Annotated in this window: 14 protein-coding genes and 1 riboswitch; of the genes, 4 read left to right on the plus strand and 10 right to left on the minus strand. The window is 44.9% G+C overall.

The window, feature by feature from the left end; all coding sequences use genetic code 11:
- Nucleotides 1–4: 4 nt before the first annotated feature.
- Together MSG37_RS07410 and MSG37_RS07415 are read right to left on the minus strand one after the other, a co-directional pair.
- Nucleotides 5–1147 (minus strand): endonuclease/exonuclease/phosphatase family protein, encoded by a 1143-nt coding sequence (locus tag MSG37_RS07410; protein ID WP_348984457.1) that lies wholly within the window; start codon nucleotides 1145–1147, stop codon nucleotides 5–7.
- A gap of 44 nt (nucleotides 1148–1191) precedes the next feature.
- Entirely contained in the window at nucleotides 1192–2130 is a 939-nt protein-coding gene (locus tag MSG37_RS07415; RefSeq protein ID WP_248469944.1) for a DUF808 domain-containing protein, read from the minus strand.
- A 331-nt stretch (nucleotides 2131–2461) separates the two neighbouring features.
- Here MSG37_RS07415 and rpiA point away from each other — a divergent pair, with 331 nt between their 5' ends.
- Nucleotides 2462–3121, plus strand: coding sequence for a ribose-5-phosphate isomerase RpiA (rpiA, locus tag MSG37_RS07420; protein WP_248469945.1), 660 nt, complete (start codon nucleotides 2462–2464; stop codon nucleotides 3119–3121).
- A 102-nt stretch (nucleotides 3122–3223) separates the two neighbouring features.
- Here the strand turns inward: rpiA and rarD are convergent, their stop codons facing one another.
- Nucleotides 3224–4162 (minus strand): EamA family transporter RarD, encoded by a 939-nt coding sequence (rarD, locus tag MSG37_RS07425; protein WP_248469946.1) that lies wholly within the window; start codon nucleotides 4160–4162, stop codon nucleotides 3224–3226.
- Between the two features lie 363 nt (nucleotides 4163–4525).
- Nucleotides 4526–4639, plus strand: a riboswitch (cyclic di-GMP riboswitch).
- 114 nt (nucleotides 4640–4753) lie between these two features.
- On the opposite strand from rarD, the gene gbpA reads away from it, so the two are divergent.
- Nucleotides 4754–6214: an N-acetylglucosamine-binding protein GbpA gene (gene gbpA / locus MSG37_RS07430; RefSeq protein WP_248469947.1), complete on the plus strand. Its 1461-nt coding sequence runs from the start codon at nucleotides 4754–4756 to the stop codon at nucleotides 6212–6214.
- Between the two features lie 266 nt (nucleotides 6215–6480).
- Entirely contained in the window at nucleotides 6481–6900 is a 420-nt protein-coding gene (locus MSG37_RS07435; protein ID WP_248470232.1) for a hypothetical protein, read from the plus strand.
- A 117-nt stretch (nucleotides 6901–7017) separates the two neighbouring features.
- On the opposite strand, the gene MSG37_RS07440 is transcribed toward MSG37_RS07435, so the two are convergent.
- The 5 genes from MSG37_RS07440 to MSG37_RS07460 form a co-directional block, all read right to left on the minus strand.
- Entirely contained in the window at nucleotides 7018–7428 is a 411-nt protein-coding gene (locus MSG37_RS07440; RefSeq protein WP_248469948.1) for an NUDIX domain-containing protein, read from the minus strand.
- Nucleotides 7429–7479: 51 nt separating this feature from the next.
- Nucleotides 7480–8208: a hypothetical protein gene (locus tag MSG37_RS07445; RefSeq protein WP_248469949.1), complete on the minus strand. Its 729-nt coding sequence runs from the start codon at nucleotides 8206–8208 to the stop codon at nucleotides 7480–7482.
- 110 nt (nucleotides 8209–8318) lie between these two features.
- The gene (locus tag MSG37_RS07450) at nucleotides 8319–8681 is read right to left on the minus strand and encodes a hypothetical protein (protein ID WP_248469950.1); all 363 of its coding nucleotides are present in this window, start codon (nucleotides 8679–8681) and stop codon (nucleotides 8319–8321) included.
- 694 nt (nucleotides 8682–9375) lie between these two features.
- Nucleotides 9376–10635 (minus strand): amino acid permease, encoded by a 1260-nt coding sequence (locus MSG37_RS07455; RefSeq protein WP_248470233.1) that lies wholly within the window; start codon nucleotides 10633–10635, stop codon nucleotides 9376–9378.
- Nucleotides 10636–11466: 831 nt separating this feature from the next.
- Entirely contained in the window at nucleotides 11467–12777 is a 1311-nt protein-coding gene (locus MSG37_RS07460; RefSeq protein WP_248469951.1) for an L-serine ammonia-lyase, iron-sulfur-dependent, subunit alpha, read from the minus strand.
- A 217-nt stretch (nucleotides 12778–12994) separates the two neighbouring features.
- Between MSG37_RS07460 and MSG37_RS07465 the strand changes: the two genes are divergently transcribed.
- Complete coding sequence (locus MSG37_RS07465; protein WP_220778627.1) at nucleotides 12995–13474, plus strand: Lrp/AsnC family transcriptional regulator; 480 nt, start codon at nucleotides 12995–12997, stop codon at nucleotides 13472–13474.
- A 121-nt stretch (nucleotides 13475–13595) separates the two neighbouring features.
- Here the strand turns inward: MSG37_RS07465 and recJ are convergent, their stop codons facing one another.
- Nucleotides 13596–15320 carry a single-stranded-DNA-specific exonuclease RecJ gene (gene recJ / locus MSG37_RS07470; protein ID WP_248469952.1) on the minus strand — a complete coding sequence of 575 codons (1725 nt, stop codon included), beginning with the start codon at nucleotides 15318–15320 and terminating at the stop codon, nucleotides 13596–13598.
- A 114-nt stretch (nucleotides 15321–15434) separates the two neighbouring features.
- The gene (gene dsbC, locus MSG37_RS07475) at nucleotides 15435–16160 is read right to left on the minus strand and encodes a bifunctional protein-disulfide isomerase/oxidoreductase DsbC (protein WP_248469953.1); all 726 of its coding nucleotides are present in this window, start codon (nucleotides 16158–16160) and stop codon (nucleotides 15435–15437) included.
- Between the last annotated feature and the right edge of the window lie 137 nt (nucleotides 16161–16297).

Consider the following 16297-nt stretch of genomic DNA (forward strand, 5'->3'; position numbering starts at 1 on the left):
GCAATTAGCTTCTAATACGTAAGGTACAAACAACCGGAGCGTGGTCGCTACTTTGGCTATCACGCTCAAAGCTTGGATTCACTAAATGCCTATCTTCAGTGTGATAGTCACAAACCTCGGCAACGCTATTATCAAAACTTGGGTCAAAGTCTGCTGAAAGTAATATGTAATCCAGCACATTACCTTGCGCGCCGTAGTAATGAGTCGGCGCCCGCGATGCCCGTGCTTTAGCCAGCATTCGCTCTTCTTCCACGGCAATTTCATCAGCGCTTGCATCGCTAGTCTTTTCGCCAAATAAGTCCTGCAAACCTTGTTGAAACAGCTTATATGCATCAGTTAATGGGTAATTTGCTAACTCACCGAGCCCCTCTTTTTCAAAACGCAGCTCGCGATTTGTTAGTGGCGATAACACCGAGCTGGTGAGTTCTTCATTAAAATCACCCATTAACACCATAGGCTGATTGGTCTCAATCCGTCTTTGCAGCATGGCATGCAACAATAAAACCGCCTCACTGCCGCGCTGAATGCTCGACGCCCATTGGCCGAGACTGTTGCGCCCTAATAGCTCACCAAAGTTAACCAAAGGGGCGGCGGATGTGCGAGTTGCTGCCTGAACAAACTTAGGCGCTGGCAATTCATCCAGATGCGGCCGCTTTGATTTAAAGTGCACCACGTAAATATCGCAAAGGCCTATTTGCGGTAACTGCACCGTGACTCGAAGAGGTTTACGGCTAAATGCAAAGTTGGCATTAAGGCCGAGCCCATAAATGTACTCAGGCTCAGCTTCAATCGCGGTGACTTCAGTGAAAGGATATTTTGAGGCAAGAGCGACCACAGGATCACGGCAGATATAATCGTCAATCACGCTTGGCTCATCGACAACGGCAAAGTGTTCATAGCCAGAAGCGCGCATTTGCTCCGCAAGAGCCTCCGCAGAAAACACCTCTTGCAAGCCAATAATGTCTGGCTGATGCTGCACTAAAAACTCAGCTAACCAAGCCTGCTTTTTTTGCCACTGCTCTGCGCTGTAGATATTTTCAAAATCGTAATAGGCTAATGGTGGCTCAATGTAATTAAACAGGTTAAAGCTCGCCAGTTTGACTCTATTGGTTTTAGCATCTGTATTCGAATTTACCATGTCAGCCATTACTACCTTTTAAATATGGATGCTTAAGTTGAGATAAAAGCAAGCTATGCAGCGCCTTTATTACCTTTCAGTTTGATAAAAAGCTGCATCAATAACACCGCCAGAGCACCAGCTAGCACGCCAAAGATCGCGTTCAAAATACTCGGGGTGATAAACGCCACCACAGGCCCGACAAAATCAAAGGCGGCAACCCAAGCGGCTGCTGCGCTAATCTTATCGCCAATCCAATGCCAGCCGTGAGTTAAAATGCCGCCACCGACCATAAACATGGCGATAGTGCCGACAACCGATAGTGTCTTCATTAAATAGGGCGCTGAGTTTAGCAGCATCATGCCAAAGCGACGTTTAAATCGCGCCCACAGGCTTTCGCCAGGGCGCTGGCTTAAATACAGCCCTGCATCATCAAGCTTAACAATCCCAGCCACAAGACCATATACACCTATGGTCATTACAATCGCGATAACGCTTAAAGTAAAAAACTGAGTACTTAGACTCTTGTCGGCCACAATGCCTAAGGTGATGGCGATGATCTCTGCCGATAACACAAAGTCAGTGCGAATAGCGCCTTTGACTTTGTTTTTCTCATACTCTTTTAAATCCGTGATTGCTGCTTCACTTGCCTCTTTATCCACTTGCGGATGCCTTTTGGCAGAATAGCTGTGATAGATTTTCTCAAAGCCTTCATAGCACAGGAACAAACCACCAAACATCAGCAGCGGTGTCACCGCCCATGGAATAAACGCGCTGATCAGCATTGCCGCTGGCACCAAAATACATTTATTCTTAAATGAGCCCACAGCAACCGCCCACACCACAGGCAGCTCTCTGTCGGCACTTACGCCTGTCACTTGCTGGGCGTTTAAGGCTAAATCGTCCCCTAATACACCTGCGGTTTTGCGGGCAGCAATTTTACTCATTGCGGCGACATCATCTAAAATCGTCGCGATATCATCTAACAAGGTTAATAAACTGGCCCCAGCCATATCGACTCCTTTATCGCTTAAAGGCGGGTAATACTACTTGCTATAACGACTTGCCATAGCCGCTCGCTATTACCGCGCCGAAAATCCATCTCACCACACCATTAAAAACGGTATATCTGAAAAAGTACCGCACTTATGCTAAATAATCTAATGACAATATAATGTTAGCTAACTTACATTATTGCTCTACTTCAGCTATTAGCTAAATGTTTAACCGAGATCCGCTAAAATTCAGCCCCATTCAAGCTGCTAAACGAGTATACTGTCGCCAATATTTTAACCTTGCCTATTACTTTATCTTTAACTTCTATCTTAAATAAGGGATTTCATAATGACTCAAGATGAAATGAAAAAAGCTGCCGGTTGGGCTGCATTGCAGTACGTAGAAGAGAACAGCATTGTTGGTGTAGGAACTGGCTCAACGGTTAATCACTTTATTGATGCGCTAGCAACAATGAAGTTCGATATCCAAGGCGCAGTATCAAGCTCTGAAGCATCAACAGAAAAAATGAAAGCGCTAGGTATTCCAGTTTTCGATTTAAACAGTGTTAATGAGTTATCTGTTTACGTTGATGGCGCCGATGAAATCAACAGCCAAATGGACATGATTAAGGGCGGTGGAGCAGCACTGACTCGCGAAAAAATCGTTGCCGCTGTTGCTGAAAAATTCGTTTGTATCGTTGATAACACTAAGCAAGTGGATATCTTAGGTGAATTCCCACTGCCAATCGAAGTGATCCCAATGGCACGCTCATACGTGGCACGCCAAATTGTTAAGCTTGGCGGCGACCCAGTTTACCGTGAAGGCTGTGTTACCGATAACGGCAACATCATTCTTGACGTGTACAACATGAAGATCATGAAGCCAAAAGAACTTGAAGAGCAGATTGACGGCATTGTTGGCGTTGTGACTAACGGTCTATTCGCTAAGCGCGGCGCAGACGTATTATTAGTGGGTACGCCAGACGGTGTGAAAACCGTTACTTTCTAAGCCTTATTCGCTTAGTGATAACCGCTTACCGCAAATAGCAAAAGCCACTCGATGAGTGGCTTTTTTCATTTAGAACTCGACACAGCTAGTCACTAATACTCACTAAGCATGACGTTTACTGCGATACTTATTTCTTAATGCGGGTAATGCCTCTAGTGAACAAAGCAGTAATCCGGTCCAGATCAATGCAAAGCTTATCGCTTTCACTTGGTCAAAATGTTCGTTAAACACCAGCACCGCCAGCAAAAACTGCAAGCTAGGCTCAACGTATTGCATCAGTCCTATCATCGACAAACTGGTGGCGCGAATCGCTAAGGCAAAGAACACTAACGGCATCAAGGTCACAGGCGCAGAGCCGATATACAGCCACAGCATAGTTGCATCACCCGCTAACGCCGATGAAATAACCACGCTTTGATCTGAGCCCCACAGCCACAACAAATACAGCGCAGCAAAAGGAATAAGCAGCAGTGCTTCAACGGTCACAGAGGTTAGCGAGTCAAAACGGATAAACTTTTTACACAGGCCATAAAGCGCAAAAAAGCTGCCCATGCTCAATGCCAGCCACGGCAACTCGCCATAGCTATAGACCATATAACTGATGCCGCAGACGCCCAAGATCACTGCCATCTTTTGCGCAGCAGACAGCTTATCGCCCAAGAACAGCACGCCTAAACCAATGGCGAACAGCGGATTAATAAAAAAGCCCAAGCTTGCAGCCAATACTTGGCCGTGGGTCATTGCCCAAGTAAAGCTATACCAAGACACACACATAATCAGCGATGCTAAGCCGCACAAGAGCACCGACTTTTTATCCGCTTTTAGCATCGCCAGCGACGGCATTTTGCGGCCCAACAGCACAAATACTAATGCCATAAACGGCACAGAAAACAAAATTCTAAACGCCAGTAATTCGTTAATATCCGCATTAGGCAGAAATTGATAATACAGCGGCATTAAGCCCCATAATAAAAACGAAAACGCAGCAAGCGCATTGCCTTTAAATGAGGAGGCAGCATGAGTAGCAGTAGAGGGTTGCATAGAAAGTTTACAAGGCTAGAGACAAAATTAGAGTACGCTATTGTCGCATTTACCCCTCAATAAAAGCGTGACAAAGCTCACCCTGCGTTATCGATATTTTCCTTGCCATAGCCCTTCGGTAATCATTGTGATAGCCCTTGTCATAGCCCTTTTCATCAAAGCGCATTTTGACGATTTACCAGCACAAACTTTTAAGTAGTTAAGAGAACCCCATCACATAAAACCGTACCATCCGAGGCACGATCGTTAGCGCTTTTTTGAACAAAACCTACTTAAGTGTTTACTTTACAAACAAATAATCAGCTAAGCGTTCAATAATTCGCTTCCTCCTGACAGCTTTTTACGATAGATTCCATTTGCTAAATCACATTTCGGCAAACCACTTGAAAAGGTGGGACGCAAAGCTTCCGGTCTGTCGGCGCAGTGAATAGTCATTTATTAATGATTAACTGTGCCTATGATAGCGGGGTTGCCACTAGATAAATCGGACTTGTTACCAAGGTATTGTGCCTAGGCAAAGTCCGGCTGTTTTTAGTGCTCAGCATGCGCCGAGGTGTGGCATTAATTTGTCAACCATACATAGGACATGTGATGAAATCATTCCCAAAAAAATCGTTAGTCGCGCTAGCATTAGCCAGTCTTAGCTCAGGTGCTTTAGCACACGGCTATGTATCAACCTATAGCGACGGTGTTGCAGCAAGCCGCGTAGCACTGTGTAAGTTTCCAACTACAGATACCAACCAAAAAAATAGCAACTGTGGTGCGATTCAATATGAGCCGCAAAGTGTAGAAGGCCCAGACGGATTCCCAGAAGCTGGCCCAAGAGATGGCAAAATTGCCAGTGCTCAGTCTGCACTAGCAACAGCGCTAGACGAGCAAACCGCAGATCGTTGGATCCAAAACCCAATTCAGTCAGGCGCACAAACCTTCGAGTGGACCTTCACCGCCAACCACGTTACCCACGACTGGAAATACTACATCACTAAACCAGATTGGAACCCAAATGCTTCGCTGTCTCGTGACTCATTCGATCTAACCCCATTCTGTGTGATTGAAGGCAACATGGTGCAGCCGCCTAAACAAGTCAGCCACAACTGTGTTGTGCCTGAGCGTGAAGGCTACCAAGTGATCTTGGCGGTTTGGGATGTGGGTGATACTGCAGCGTCTTTCTATAACGTGATTGACGTGAAATTTGATGGCCAAGGCCCAGTTGTACCGGACTGGACACAAGCAGGGCAAATCAACCCAACCATGGATCTGAATATTGGTGATTCAGTGTATACCCGTGTATTCGACCAAACAGGTGAAAACTCGGCATACCGCACTGAGCTAACCATTAGCGGTGCCAACATGGGCCAAGCTAAAAACTGGACTCATGCGCTAGCAAGCAAAGTTAACCAACAGCAAACTCAGCTACAAGCCGGCCAGTTTAACCAAGGTAAATTCACCCCAGTTTACGGCGCTAACCCGGTATACATCAAAGCGGGCAGCGGCATCGAGCGTATCGAAGTGGGTTACAACATCGAAACCCCAGAGCCAGAATACTCGTTAACAGTTGATGGTTTAGAACAGACTTACACCATCACGAGCGAGCCAACCACGCTTGAGCTAACACTGACAGCACAAGGCGATGTCACCACAGAGCTAACAGTTTACAACCATCACCGTGAGCCGCTAGCAAGCTGGACAGCAGAGATGTTCGATGGTCAAAATGAAGCTGTAGCGCTAACACTCACTAAGTCAGAAGCAGGTCACCATATGCTAGTGGCGCGCATCAAAGATGAAGACGGCAAGTTAGTTGATCAGCAAACCTTAGATTTCCACCTAGAAGATGAAGCCGTAACCCCACCAGCCGGAGATTATGACTTTGTATTCCCTGCAGGGCTATTAAGTTACACCGCTGGTACTAAGGTACTTGCAACTGACGGTAAGGTTTACCAATGTAAGCCTTTCCCATACTCAGGTTACTGCATGCAGTGGACAAGCACAGCGACTCAGTACCAACCAGCAATCGGTTCACACTGGCAAATGGCTTGGGATAAGCTGAACTAAATCCCAGCCCTAAGCGTTAATACCATTAATACCAAGCCTCAGTAAAACACTGGGGCTTTTTTATAATCGTAAGAAAAAGCCAACAACCACTATCAGCCGCTAAACCAGTATTGCTAGCAGCAAAGCTGCGTTGCCCCGTTTTTATGTTAATGCTAAGTTACTTATCCTTTTGTTATAAAAGGCCGCTTATAAACTAGGTACAGGGAAAGTTCTCACTAATACCTAGCAGTATTAAAAGTCACTTAAAGGAGTAAACAGTGAAGCAGATGATTAGTAGTGCCATTGTCGCGCTAACAGTACTTATATCAGCCCAAGTGTCAGCCCACACATTTGAGGGCAACTGGTACTTTGTAAAAGGCGAATACAAGAAACCAGACGGCACCGTTTTAAAAGCCGACAACAGTAGCCTAGTGGCAGTTAAATCAATTAAAGGCGATATATTCTCGCTAACCAACACCGAAGATGGCGTGTTTCTAGGTTATCTAGCAGGTGACTTTATAGTGGATGGCGACAACTACACCGAAGCGGTAAAAACCGGCACCCGCGCAAAGCATCACGGTAAAAACTACCATTTCAAAGGCTGGCTAGAAACCCGTGAAGAAAACGGCAAAACCGTCACCTACTGGCACCATGAAGGCGAAGTAGAAGGTATTAAAGAATACGAAGTGTGGCGTAAGCTGCTCTAGCCTATTCGCTGCGAGAGATAATCTGTTTTATCAGAGCAAGCTAAACCCATTAGCTTACTCTATTAGCGCATTTTGCCAAGTACTTGAGTTAACTCTTGTAGCTAACTCAGCTTGTTATTAAGCAGTCTTACTATTAAGAAGCTGTTGCGACTCAAGCCAACCCATAGCCACTAACGCCGCCAACGAGCAAACCGCTTCATCATTCATATCAACAAATTCAAGCTGTTCAATTTCAGCATCAGGCTGTAACTCACCGCTAAAGTCAGCAAAGTAGCAAGTCAATTTAACCGACACGCCCTCAGCCTTACCATCCGCCTGCCCAGTAAAGGTGTTCATATACTTAATGCTAGCTGGCTCAAGCTCAACCGATAACTCTTCTTTAATCTCACGCATCAGAGCTTGTTCATCACTCTCACCCGCCTCACGCTTACCACCCGGCAGATAAAACAACTCTTTGCCTTTAGAGCGCACCGCCAACAACTTACCATCTCGAATCAACACCCAAGCAAGCTTATCAATCACTTTCATTATTATTCCTTAGAACGATAAAAGCAGCGGCGTGTTCAGCGTCCGCTGTCTTTAATTGTTAACATTTCGGCCTCCAACAATTGCTTCTGTTTTTGATGCAACATCTTTAGCGAATCGCTCACTAAAACCAGACACAAATGCCAAAGCCAAATAAAAATAGTTCTCGACGTCAGGATCAATTTTAACTGGTATTAAACCAGCCTTGATGACGGAAAGGACAAACATGGCAAATGCCGCGCCTACAACGGGTTTAAAGAATCCTGTGAAAAGTAACACTGAAGGGTCAGCATCTTTTTTAGTGGTGAACTCGTGTAGCCTGACCATGATACTAACAATACTACCAAGTGCACCTGCCAGCGAAACCATGATTAGAAGGCTTACACTAACACCCAAAATACTGTCTTGTTTGCTTAAATCTGGCCAAAACATTGTCATGAGAGGTATTGCCAGGTAAAGCAGAATGCCCAGCCCAAGAATCACACGTGTAGGTGGAGTGCCACCGCGAATTATAGCTACGAAAGGATTATGTGCTCCTTTGACAGCAAACGATATGGAGTCAATAGTTTTCTCTGCTAATTGGAGATTTGGACTGGGAAGTAGTAAACATTTAGCAGCAATCCTTGCATGACCTAGCAGATACTGATAATCATCTTCTCGAATGTATTTGAGTAAATTCATAAGCTTACCAAACAGCTTTTGAACTTCTTTATCCAGACCTTCAGTAATTTGGCCTTCGAGTTTACTTATGAATTTTTCTACTTCAAGTTGATTTTCTGACACTCTCTATCCTTCAAATGCTAACGCCTGCATAGAGGCTGATAATTGTTTGCTAAAATGCGAAGCGGAGCGGAACCGAGCAAACTGTTAGCTGTCCCGCCTTAATGGGCTTGTTATGTTTTGGCTGTCAGAGACTTCAGTTCTTCAATAGCCCTTTTGTATCGCTCTTCGTCAAAATCATTGGTCACAATTGCTGCTTCTGTGCTTGCTTCTACAAGCTCTAGTGTAGCTAAAGCGAGCTCTTTCACCGCAACTTCACTGTCCTTGATTTCTTGTAGAATCAGTTCCCCTCGAGTAATTGAGAATGACTTTAACTGATTTAAATTTGGCAAGAGAATGCTAAAAATAGCTGCGAGAGTAATGAGAACCATAAATGACGCTTCAGATAAGTTGACATTGTTTTTTAACCACATTGCTCCCCAAGCTGAAACTAGAAAAATCACAACTACTATGGTCGGCTTAACTAATTTCCCCACAATACCTCCTTGTTTTAGTTGAAATTTCTATTAAAAACATAACAGCTTATTAAGATGCAGCACCGATAACATAGTTATCGGTGCTGCATCTTTAAATTTTATCTGTGCGTCTCGACAAAACGCTGAACATGAATATAACCTATTGTTTTAATGGGTAGTAGTAATATCAGTAGAAAATTATCGCAACGCTACAGTCCTATTAAAACGCCAAAGCGAATCCCTCTTTTAATGACTAGCAAACAGTAAGGTTCACAACCAGAGATAAAGAAAACACCAATCCCCCATCGAAGTTGCCGAAGTACGTTGAAGAAATAGCCGTAATGCCCACACGGATGTGGGCATAGCTTTCGCGGGACAGGATGTCCCATCGGAAGCGTTAGGTTATTTCGAATAAGTATGAGGAAGACAACTTCGTCTGGGGCGGCTGGGGTGATGCAAGAGGGGGAAGCTGTTGTCCCCCTCTTGCCCGGGTGTGGGATGGAATCCCACGACGTTTATCAAGCGCAGCTTGATTGCTAGAAGTCAGGCGCAGCCTGATGCCCCTAAGGTGGAGCGAAGCGCCACGACTTTAGTTGTTAGACGCAGTCTAACCTAATCACTTTTATCAAACGAAGTTTGATTGCTAAAGCCCAAGCGCCAGCTTGATTATCCAATCGCTAATCAGCGACTATCTCCCATAATCACAGAGAAGTAACTACATGAATGCCAACAACGGTGAAATACACAACAAAACACCCGTCACAATAATCAAGTTAGTCGCCCAACCTTTATACTTGTTCAAGTGTGGCACCTTGTACACCAAATAAGCTGGGATCAAACAGCCCACTAAACCAAAGATCGGACTACAGATAGAGGTGAATGACAGAATTGGTGCATTTAACGCAATCGCCGACCAAGCCAGTAAGATTATGAAAACAGTGATCAGTTTATTCACTAGCTCTTTGTTGATATCAGACTCTTTACGGCTACGCAGCAAGATGTTCATTGCAATGCCACGACAGGCTTCTTGGAAGGCTAAGAACACGCCGAAGAAAGAAGTAACCACCGCAAAGATGTTGATCACGATACCGGTAATGGTCGCCCAGCTACCCGGGAAGTACTGCGCAATAATCGCCAACGCTGAGATGTTCTGGTTCATCGCCTCAGTTGCTTGGGTTTGGCTAATAGCAAAGGTGAACGATACTGCGAAGAAAAACACCACCACGAACAAGATAGCAAAGGCTATTTTCATTGCTCGCTCAGCTTTAAAGCGCGCCACTTCAATCGACTTTTCGTGTGAACGATACGAGATCACCATTGGGCTTAACGACTGAATAAACAAAATCGAGGTTAAGGTAAATGGTAGGGTGATAATGGCGTTTTTCAGCATTGGACCAAATTCACCCATGCTTGGAATATTGGCCATATCCCAACGCGCCATCAGCAATACGCCCATTACCGCAACTAATGTCAGTACTGTTACCGCCATAAAACCTGATAGCTTAAATAGCAGCTTTTCACCTTTTGAGCCGATAAAGGCCAGTACGCAGATTAAACCTAAACCGTAGAATACATTGTCACTCAGCTTGCCCTCTGTCACCCCAAATGAATGCAGATAAGAGGCACTGTCATTAGTTACCGCCAACGAGTAAACCAGCACCCAGATAACCAACATCAGGAAGTACAGCACACCAAGTGCGATGCCCCAGTTTTTACCAAGATAGTTTTCAATCACGCCAGGGTAATCGGTACACTTTTTTGACTCAGCTAAGGTATTAATAAATAGTTTTTGGAATAGATACATGGCTGGGTAGCCAATAATCGATGACAGCAAAAATACCCAAAGCCCCATCACGCCAACTTGCACTGGTAAAAACACAATACCTGCACCAATCGCCATACCAATACTCATCACTATCCAACCTAGGTCGACACTGTCGAATTTGGTTGCCTGTTGCCACTCTGTTTTGGTCATATTGGCGCGCTCATGTAGGGATTGCGCTTGGGTGCCACCACTTGGTGCCCCTTGAACTACTTCACTCATATATCAATTCCATTAAATTTGGCTAGAGCCACTGATATGATAAAAATTATGCTTATTTTTATGACTATTTTTATGACTATGTTTATGCCCATGCTTATGAGAAAGCATGGTTTTATAGCGTTTGCTTGACCGAAGCATACTCAAGGATAGAGAGAATTTTTTTATTTAAAATGCTATCAATCAGAGTGAATTTAGCAAAACATGCTCTCAATTCAGTGAATTTTTCAGATGATTTATCCGTACTGATCCAGATCAAGAGTTAATCACTTTTAACTGCCCAATAGTTTGATGCCCTTCACCTTATTAGTCATTAATCTTCAGCTTACAACAGCGCAAAAATGTGATTCATTTCAATATTTTAGATTTTAACTTAGAGAGGTGTAGCGCACATTTTGCCAATTAAAGTGATAGCCACTGCTAAACCAAATCTATGCGTGAGCAATATCACCCATTCATTAGCAATGACAAATAAGCATAAAAATCATACTTTTAGTGTGTTTTATCGCGCGCTTAATTTGGCAGTCGTTGAAGGAGAGTCGAAAGCCAGTACTCATACCATAATAATTATTGGTATTTTTGAATGAGATTTTAATGCTGGAAGATAATCTGGTGAGAAAATAATGTGGACAGAGGACGGAGCAAATAGCAGAAACTAAAAAGCCAAATCGGCGTTCAACTCAGAACCGATTTGGCTTATTTATTCACTTAAACATTTGCCTTAAGCTTGCACTTAGCTTTTATTTAGCTTGAGCCAAACCTTGTTTATTTATGCATCATGATCTCTAAGATCTGCACATCAGTTTGGGTCATCGCGCCATTGGCTAATGCTGCAAGGTTACGAATGGTTTGGTCAACATCATCAGCAACAATCCCTTCAGTGCCAGTAACTCGAATACCATCAATCGCCATTAAGGCCGCTTTTACCGCAGCGCCTGCCGATGACGATACTTTCATGGCACAAGCAGTTTTGGCGCCATCACAAATCACGCCACTGACATCGCCAATCATGCTGCAAATAGCAGCGCTGACTTGCTCTATCTCGCCATCAAGCAGATAGGTAATGCCTGCAGCCGAACCCATTGCTGCCGTGGTTGCGCCGCATAACGCTGACAGCTTGTTCTGATAGCTCTTAATATAGATAGCGGTTAGGTGCGATAGCATTAACGCGCGAATAGTTTGCTCTTCGCTCGACTTTAGAAAATCGGCACTAACAACCACAGGCATAGTTGCCGCAATACCTTGGTTGCCTGAGCCTGAGTTGCTCATGGCTGGCATCATAGCGCCGTCCATGCGGGCATCAGACGCACCTGCGGTGCGGGTTAGCACTTCAGTGAGTAAGCCGCCTGACAATAAGCCTCGCTCTTGGTTCTTAATAAACGTCGCACCAATTTTTAAGCCGTAGTCACCCGTTAGCCCTTCATTCGACAAGGCATCATTCAAGGTTTTTGACTGCAGAATAAAGCTGATGTCGGCTAACGGAGCATGTATCGCAAAATCATAAATATCTTGTAGCTTGGCCTCGGTAAATGGGCTGTCTTTTTTGCTCGCTTTAGTCGTTTCTACCTTTGGCGTTACTAGGCATTGCTGACCATTTTTTTCAATCGCAATAACCTTGGTATGACTGTCAGCAATGGTCACACTTGCTGATTGCTGCTGGTAATAAACCGTGACTTTAGCGTACAAGACATTAGCCACATCAGCCACACCGACTGTCACTTGATTGTTATCCAGCATTAGCTTAGCGGTTTGAACATCGTTTGCGGTGAGATTCTTTAATACTTCAAGGCCTGCATTGCGATCGCCCGCTACCGCGCCGATTGCAGCAGCAATAGGTAGACCCACCATACCAGTGCCAGGAATGCCTACACCCATACCATTTTTCATTAAGTTTGCAGACACACTAACGTCAATCTTGATGTCCGATGAAACAATGCTGGCTTGGTCTGTTATCCCTAGCTCATCAATAGCAATAGTTGCAGCCAATGCCACTGAAATAGGCTCGGTACAGCCAAGGGCTGGTACGACATCGCGTTTAACTGTTTCAAGGAATAAAGGCCATAGGTGTTGTTTCATCGTTCTACTCGCTTTTAGTCATCGACGCTATTGGGAATAACGTCATTGCAATCTTTGATTCATTGTAGTGGATTGACCGAAGAAATATTTTTCCATTTTTTCTACAAATAACACATCAAAGAGAATATTTTTCTATTAAAATACATTATGAAACTATAGAGATGCTTAATTAAGCAACAATAGATAATCAATTAATAAACGCATTAGGGAGCCGCGTGTGGTTGAAAAAGTAAAACTGGATAAAGTCGACCGACAATTGCTCACCATGCTGCAGCACGATGTGACCTTATCGCTTAACGAGTTAGCTAAAGCCGTTAACTTAACCACCACACCTTGCTGGAAACGCTTAAAACGCTTGGAAGAAGAAGGCGTTATTAGCAAGCGCGTTGCCCTGCTCAATCCAAGTAAAATTGGCGTTGATTTCACCGCATTCGTGCAGGTTAAGACTTGCGACCATTCTCACGCTTGGTATGAAACCTTTATTGAAGCTGTGTACGCCATGCCTGAAGTGATGGAGTTTTACCGCATGGCGGGGGAATATGATTATATGATGCGGGTACAAGTTGAAGATATGGCGGCCTTTGACCACTTTTATAAGCGCTTAGTTAATCAAGTGGCAGGTCTCACCAATGTCACCTCAACCTTTGCCATGGAGTCATTGAAGTTCAGCACGGTTTTGCCTCTAAAACCTGCCTAGTTCGCTGATATTCCTAGTTGTCTTCTGTAAAATCAAACAAAAAAGGATGCAACCTGTGCATCCTTTTATTTAACTAAGTTCAGAACTAGACTATTGCCGACTAAAACCTAGTAAATCTCGCCTATTTAGGCTCTATCTGCTCAACCATCAACTGTAAGCTCTGATTGCCTCTAAACTCATTTACATCGAGTTTATACACCACCTGTGCATATTGAATCGTGGCATCGGGCCAGGTCTTCAAGTCCACATTAAAGGCGATAGCATCGAGCATCACTCTGCCGCACTCGGTTTCTAGAATCAGCTTTAAATGCTTTTCACCGACAATGCGCTGCTGCACCACTCTAAAGTAGCCATCAAATAACGGCTCTGGGAATGACTGTCCCCAAGGGCCGGCATTTCTAAGCTCAGTGGCAAGCTCCAGTTTGAACTGCTCAGGCACTAGCTCGCCGTCAGATACCAGCTCACCAGTTAATAACTCGGGTGCTAGCACTTCACGTACCGCTTTATCGTAAGCCTCAGCAAACTGGGCAAACTGCCCCGCTTGAATCGATAACCCCGCCGCCATGGCGTGACCGCCAAACTTTAAGATCATCCCCGGGTGGCGACTGTTGATTAGCTCTAACAGATCGCGCATATGCAGACCTTTAATTGAGCGTGCAGAGCCTTTAATTTCGCCCTCACCCGCTTCAGCAAAGGCAATCACTGGGCGGTGATATTTATCTTTTATCCGCGAGGCTAAAATACCGATCACCCCTTGGTGCCAGTCGGCTTGATAAATAGCGATGCCCCAAGGCAGCTCGGCTTCATTCAGTTCGATACTCTCAAGGCTTTTGAGCGCTTCTTGCTGCATATCCGCTTCAAGATCGCGTCGCTCAGCATTCAAACCATCAAGCTCTGATGCCATGCGTCTTGCTAGCATGATGTCATCGCACAGTAAGGTTTCGACTCCCAATGCCATTTCATCTAATCGCCCCGCGGCGTTTAGCCTTGGCCCTACGGCAAAACCAAAGTCAGAGGCGACAATGCGCGATGGGGTGCGTTTAGCCACTTCTAGTAAGGCTGTAATGCCCACGCGGCAGCGACCCGCTTTAACGCGCTGCAAACCCGCCTCAACTAAAATACGGTTGTTGGTATCGAGCGACACCACATCGGCTACCGTACCAAGAGCAACAATATCTAATAATTGCGCAAGATTAGGCTCGCTTATGCCCCGCTGTTGATACCAGTTACGTGCTCTTAGTTCGGCTCGAAGCGCTGACATCAGATAAAACGCTACGCCAACCCCGGCAATCGATTTGCTGGCAAACTCGCAACCATCTTGATTAGGATTCACAATTGCATCGGCATCCGGCACAGTATTGCCCGGCAAGTGATGGTCGGTAATGACCACTGTCATACCTAGAGCTTTGGCAGCGGCAACACCCTCAATAGATGATATGCCGTTATCAACGGTGATCAGCAGCTCGGCGTTTTTGCTGGCAGCAACCGCGACGATTTCGGGGCTTAAACCGTAACCGTAATCGAATCGATTGGGAATTAAGTAATCGACCTTTTGTGCACCCATCATTCGCAGCGCAAGCACACATACGCTGGTAGAGGTAGCGCCATCGGCGTCAAAGTCGCCCATGATAAGAATCGCTTTTTGCGCTTCTATGCCATCGGCAACAATTTTCGCTGCTTGCGCTAATCCGGCCATGGTATCTGGGCGCAGTAATTTAGCTAGGCTCAATTCACAGTCAGAGGCAGCAACACCACGACTGGCATAAATCTGTTTTAAGATTGGCGAAAACGTATCGGGAAGGTGGCTATCATCCACTCGTGGGCGGCGTACTATCTGATGGATCACGTGAGATTAAATCCTCAAAATTAAAAACAGTATTAGCATAACAAGACTGCCGCCAAAGGGGCACAAAAAAGGTGAGCATTAGCTCACCTTTTTTTCGCTTAACTAAAATCGCAATTACTGCTGCGATTCAAGTGTACGTAGTAACGCCTGTGGTGGCTGGTAGCCTGGGATTAAAGTACCGTCTTCTAAAATAATTGCCGGTGTACCGTTAATACCAATCGCTTGACCTAGCTCATATTGCTCTTTGATCTTCGCATCACATGAAGCTTTTTGAACCGCTCTGCCATTTTTAGCATCGCCCATGGCTTTTAGTGGGTCTTTAGCACACCAAACTGATTCCATTTCGTCAGCATTTGCCGATGGAATACCCGCACGCGGGAACGCTAGGTAACGAACAGTAATGCCTAGGTCATTATAACCATCCATTTCGTTGTGTAGCTTACGGCAGTAACCACAGCTAACATCAGTAAAAATAGTCACGACGTGCTTTTCGTTTTTAGCTTTGTAAACCAACATGTTTTCTTCAAGCGGCTTCATCATGTCAACACGTGGGCCAGCCATTGCGGCTTCTGTAAGGTTCTTCATGCCTTTATCTAAGTCATAAAGGTTACCATGAAGTAATTTTGAACCGTCTTTCGTTATATAAAGAACGCCGCGGTCAGTAAAGGCTTCATAAAGCTCTGCTACTGGAGATGGCTTAATAGAAATTACGTTAACGCTAAGTGTGTCGCTGAGCTTTTGCTTTAGCGCTGCGGTATCGTCACCGCTACTGGTTGCTGCACTAGCTGCCGGTGCAATTAACATTGCCATAATCAAAGAGAATGTGCGGGTGAACTTCATGGATATTCCTACTTTTATATAAGGGTCAGACTTTTGGGTATAAATGATTAGACCTAGCTTGGAGCTGAAAAGTTACAGACTCCATCCAGTTAAAGCAAATTATTTGCTGTAACTAAATCATTCAGACGTGAAACCCA

The organism is Shewanella sp. 1CM18E (assembly GCF_023161665.1).
Lineage (GTDB): Bacteria > Pseudomonadota > Gammaproteobacteria > Enterobacterales > Shewanellaceae > Shewanella.

Coding starts and splice junctions, on each gene's coding strand:
- rpiA (WP_248469945.1), top strand. CDS start 2,462: ATGACTCAAGATGAAATGAAAAAAGCTGCCGGTTGGGCTGCATTGCAG.
- MSG37_RS07410 (WP_348984457.1), bottom strand. CDS start 1,147: ATGGCTGACATGGTAAATTCGAATACAGATGCTAAAACCAATAGAGTC.
- MSG37_RS07415 (WP_248469944.1), bottom strand. CDS start 2,130: ATGGCTGGGGCCAGTTTATTAACCTTGTTAGATGATATCGCGACGATT.
- MSG37_RS07435 (WP_248470232.1), top strand. CDS start 6,481: ATGATTAGTAGTGCCATTGTCGCGCTAACAGTACTTATATCAGCCCAA.
- dsbC (WP_248469953.1), bottom strand. CDS start 16,160: ATGAAGTTCACCCGCACATTCTCTTTGATTATGGCAATGTTAATTGCA.
- MSG37_RS07440 (WP_248469948.1), bottom strand. CDS start 7,428: ATGAAAGTGATTGATAAGCTTGCTTGGGTGTTGATTCGAGATGGTAAG.
- gbpA (WP_248469947.1), top strand. CDS start 4,754: ATGAAATCATTCCCAAAAAAATCGTTAGTCGCGCTAGCATTAGCCAGT.
- rarD (WP_248469946.1), bottom strand. CDS start 4,162: ATGCAACCCTCTACTGCTACTCATGCTGCCTCCTCATTTAAAGGCAAT.
- MSG37_RS07460 (WP_248469951.1), bottom strand. CDS start 12,777: ATGAAACAACACCTATGGCCTTTATTCCTTGAAACAGTTAAACGCGAT.
- MSG37_RS07455 (WP_248470233.1), bottom strand. CDS start 10,635: ATGACCAAAACAGAGTGGCAACAGGCAACCAAATTCGACAGTGTCGAC.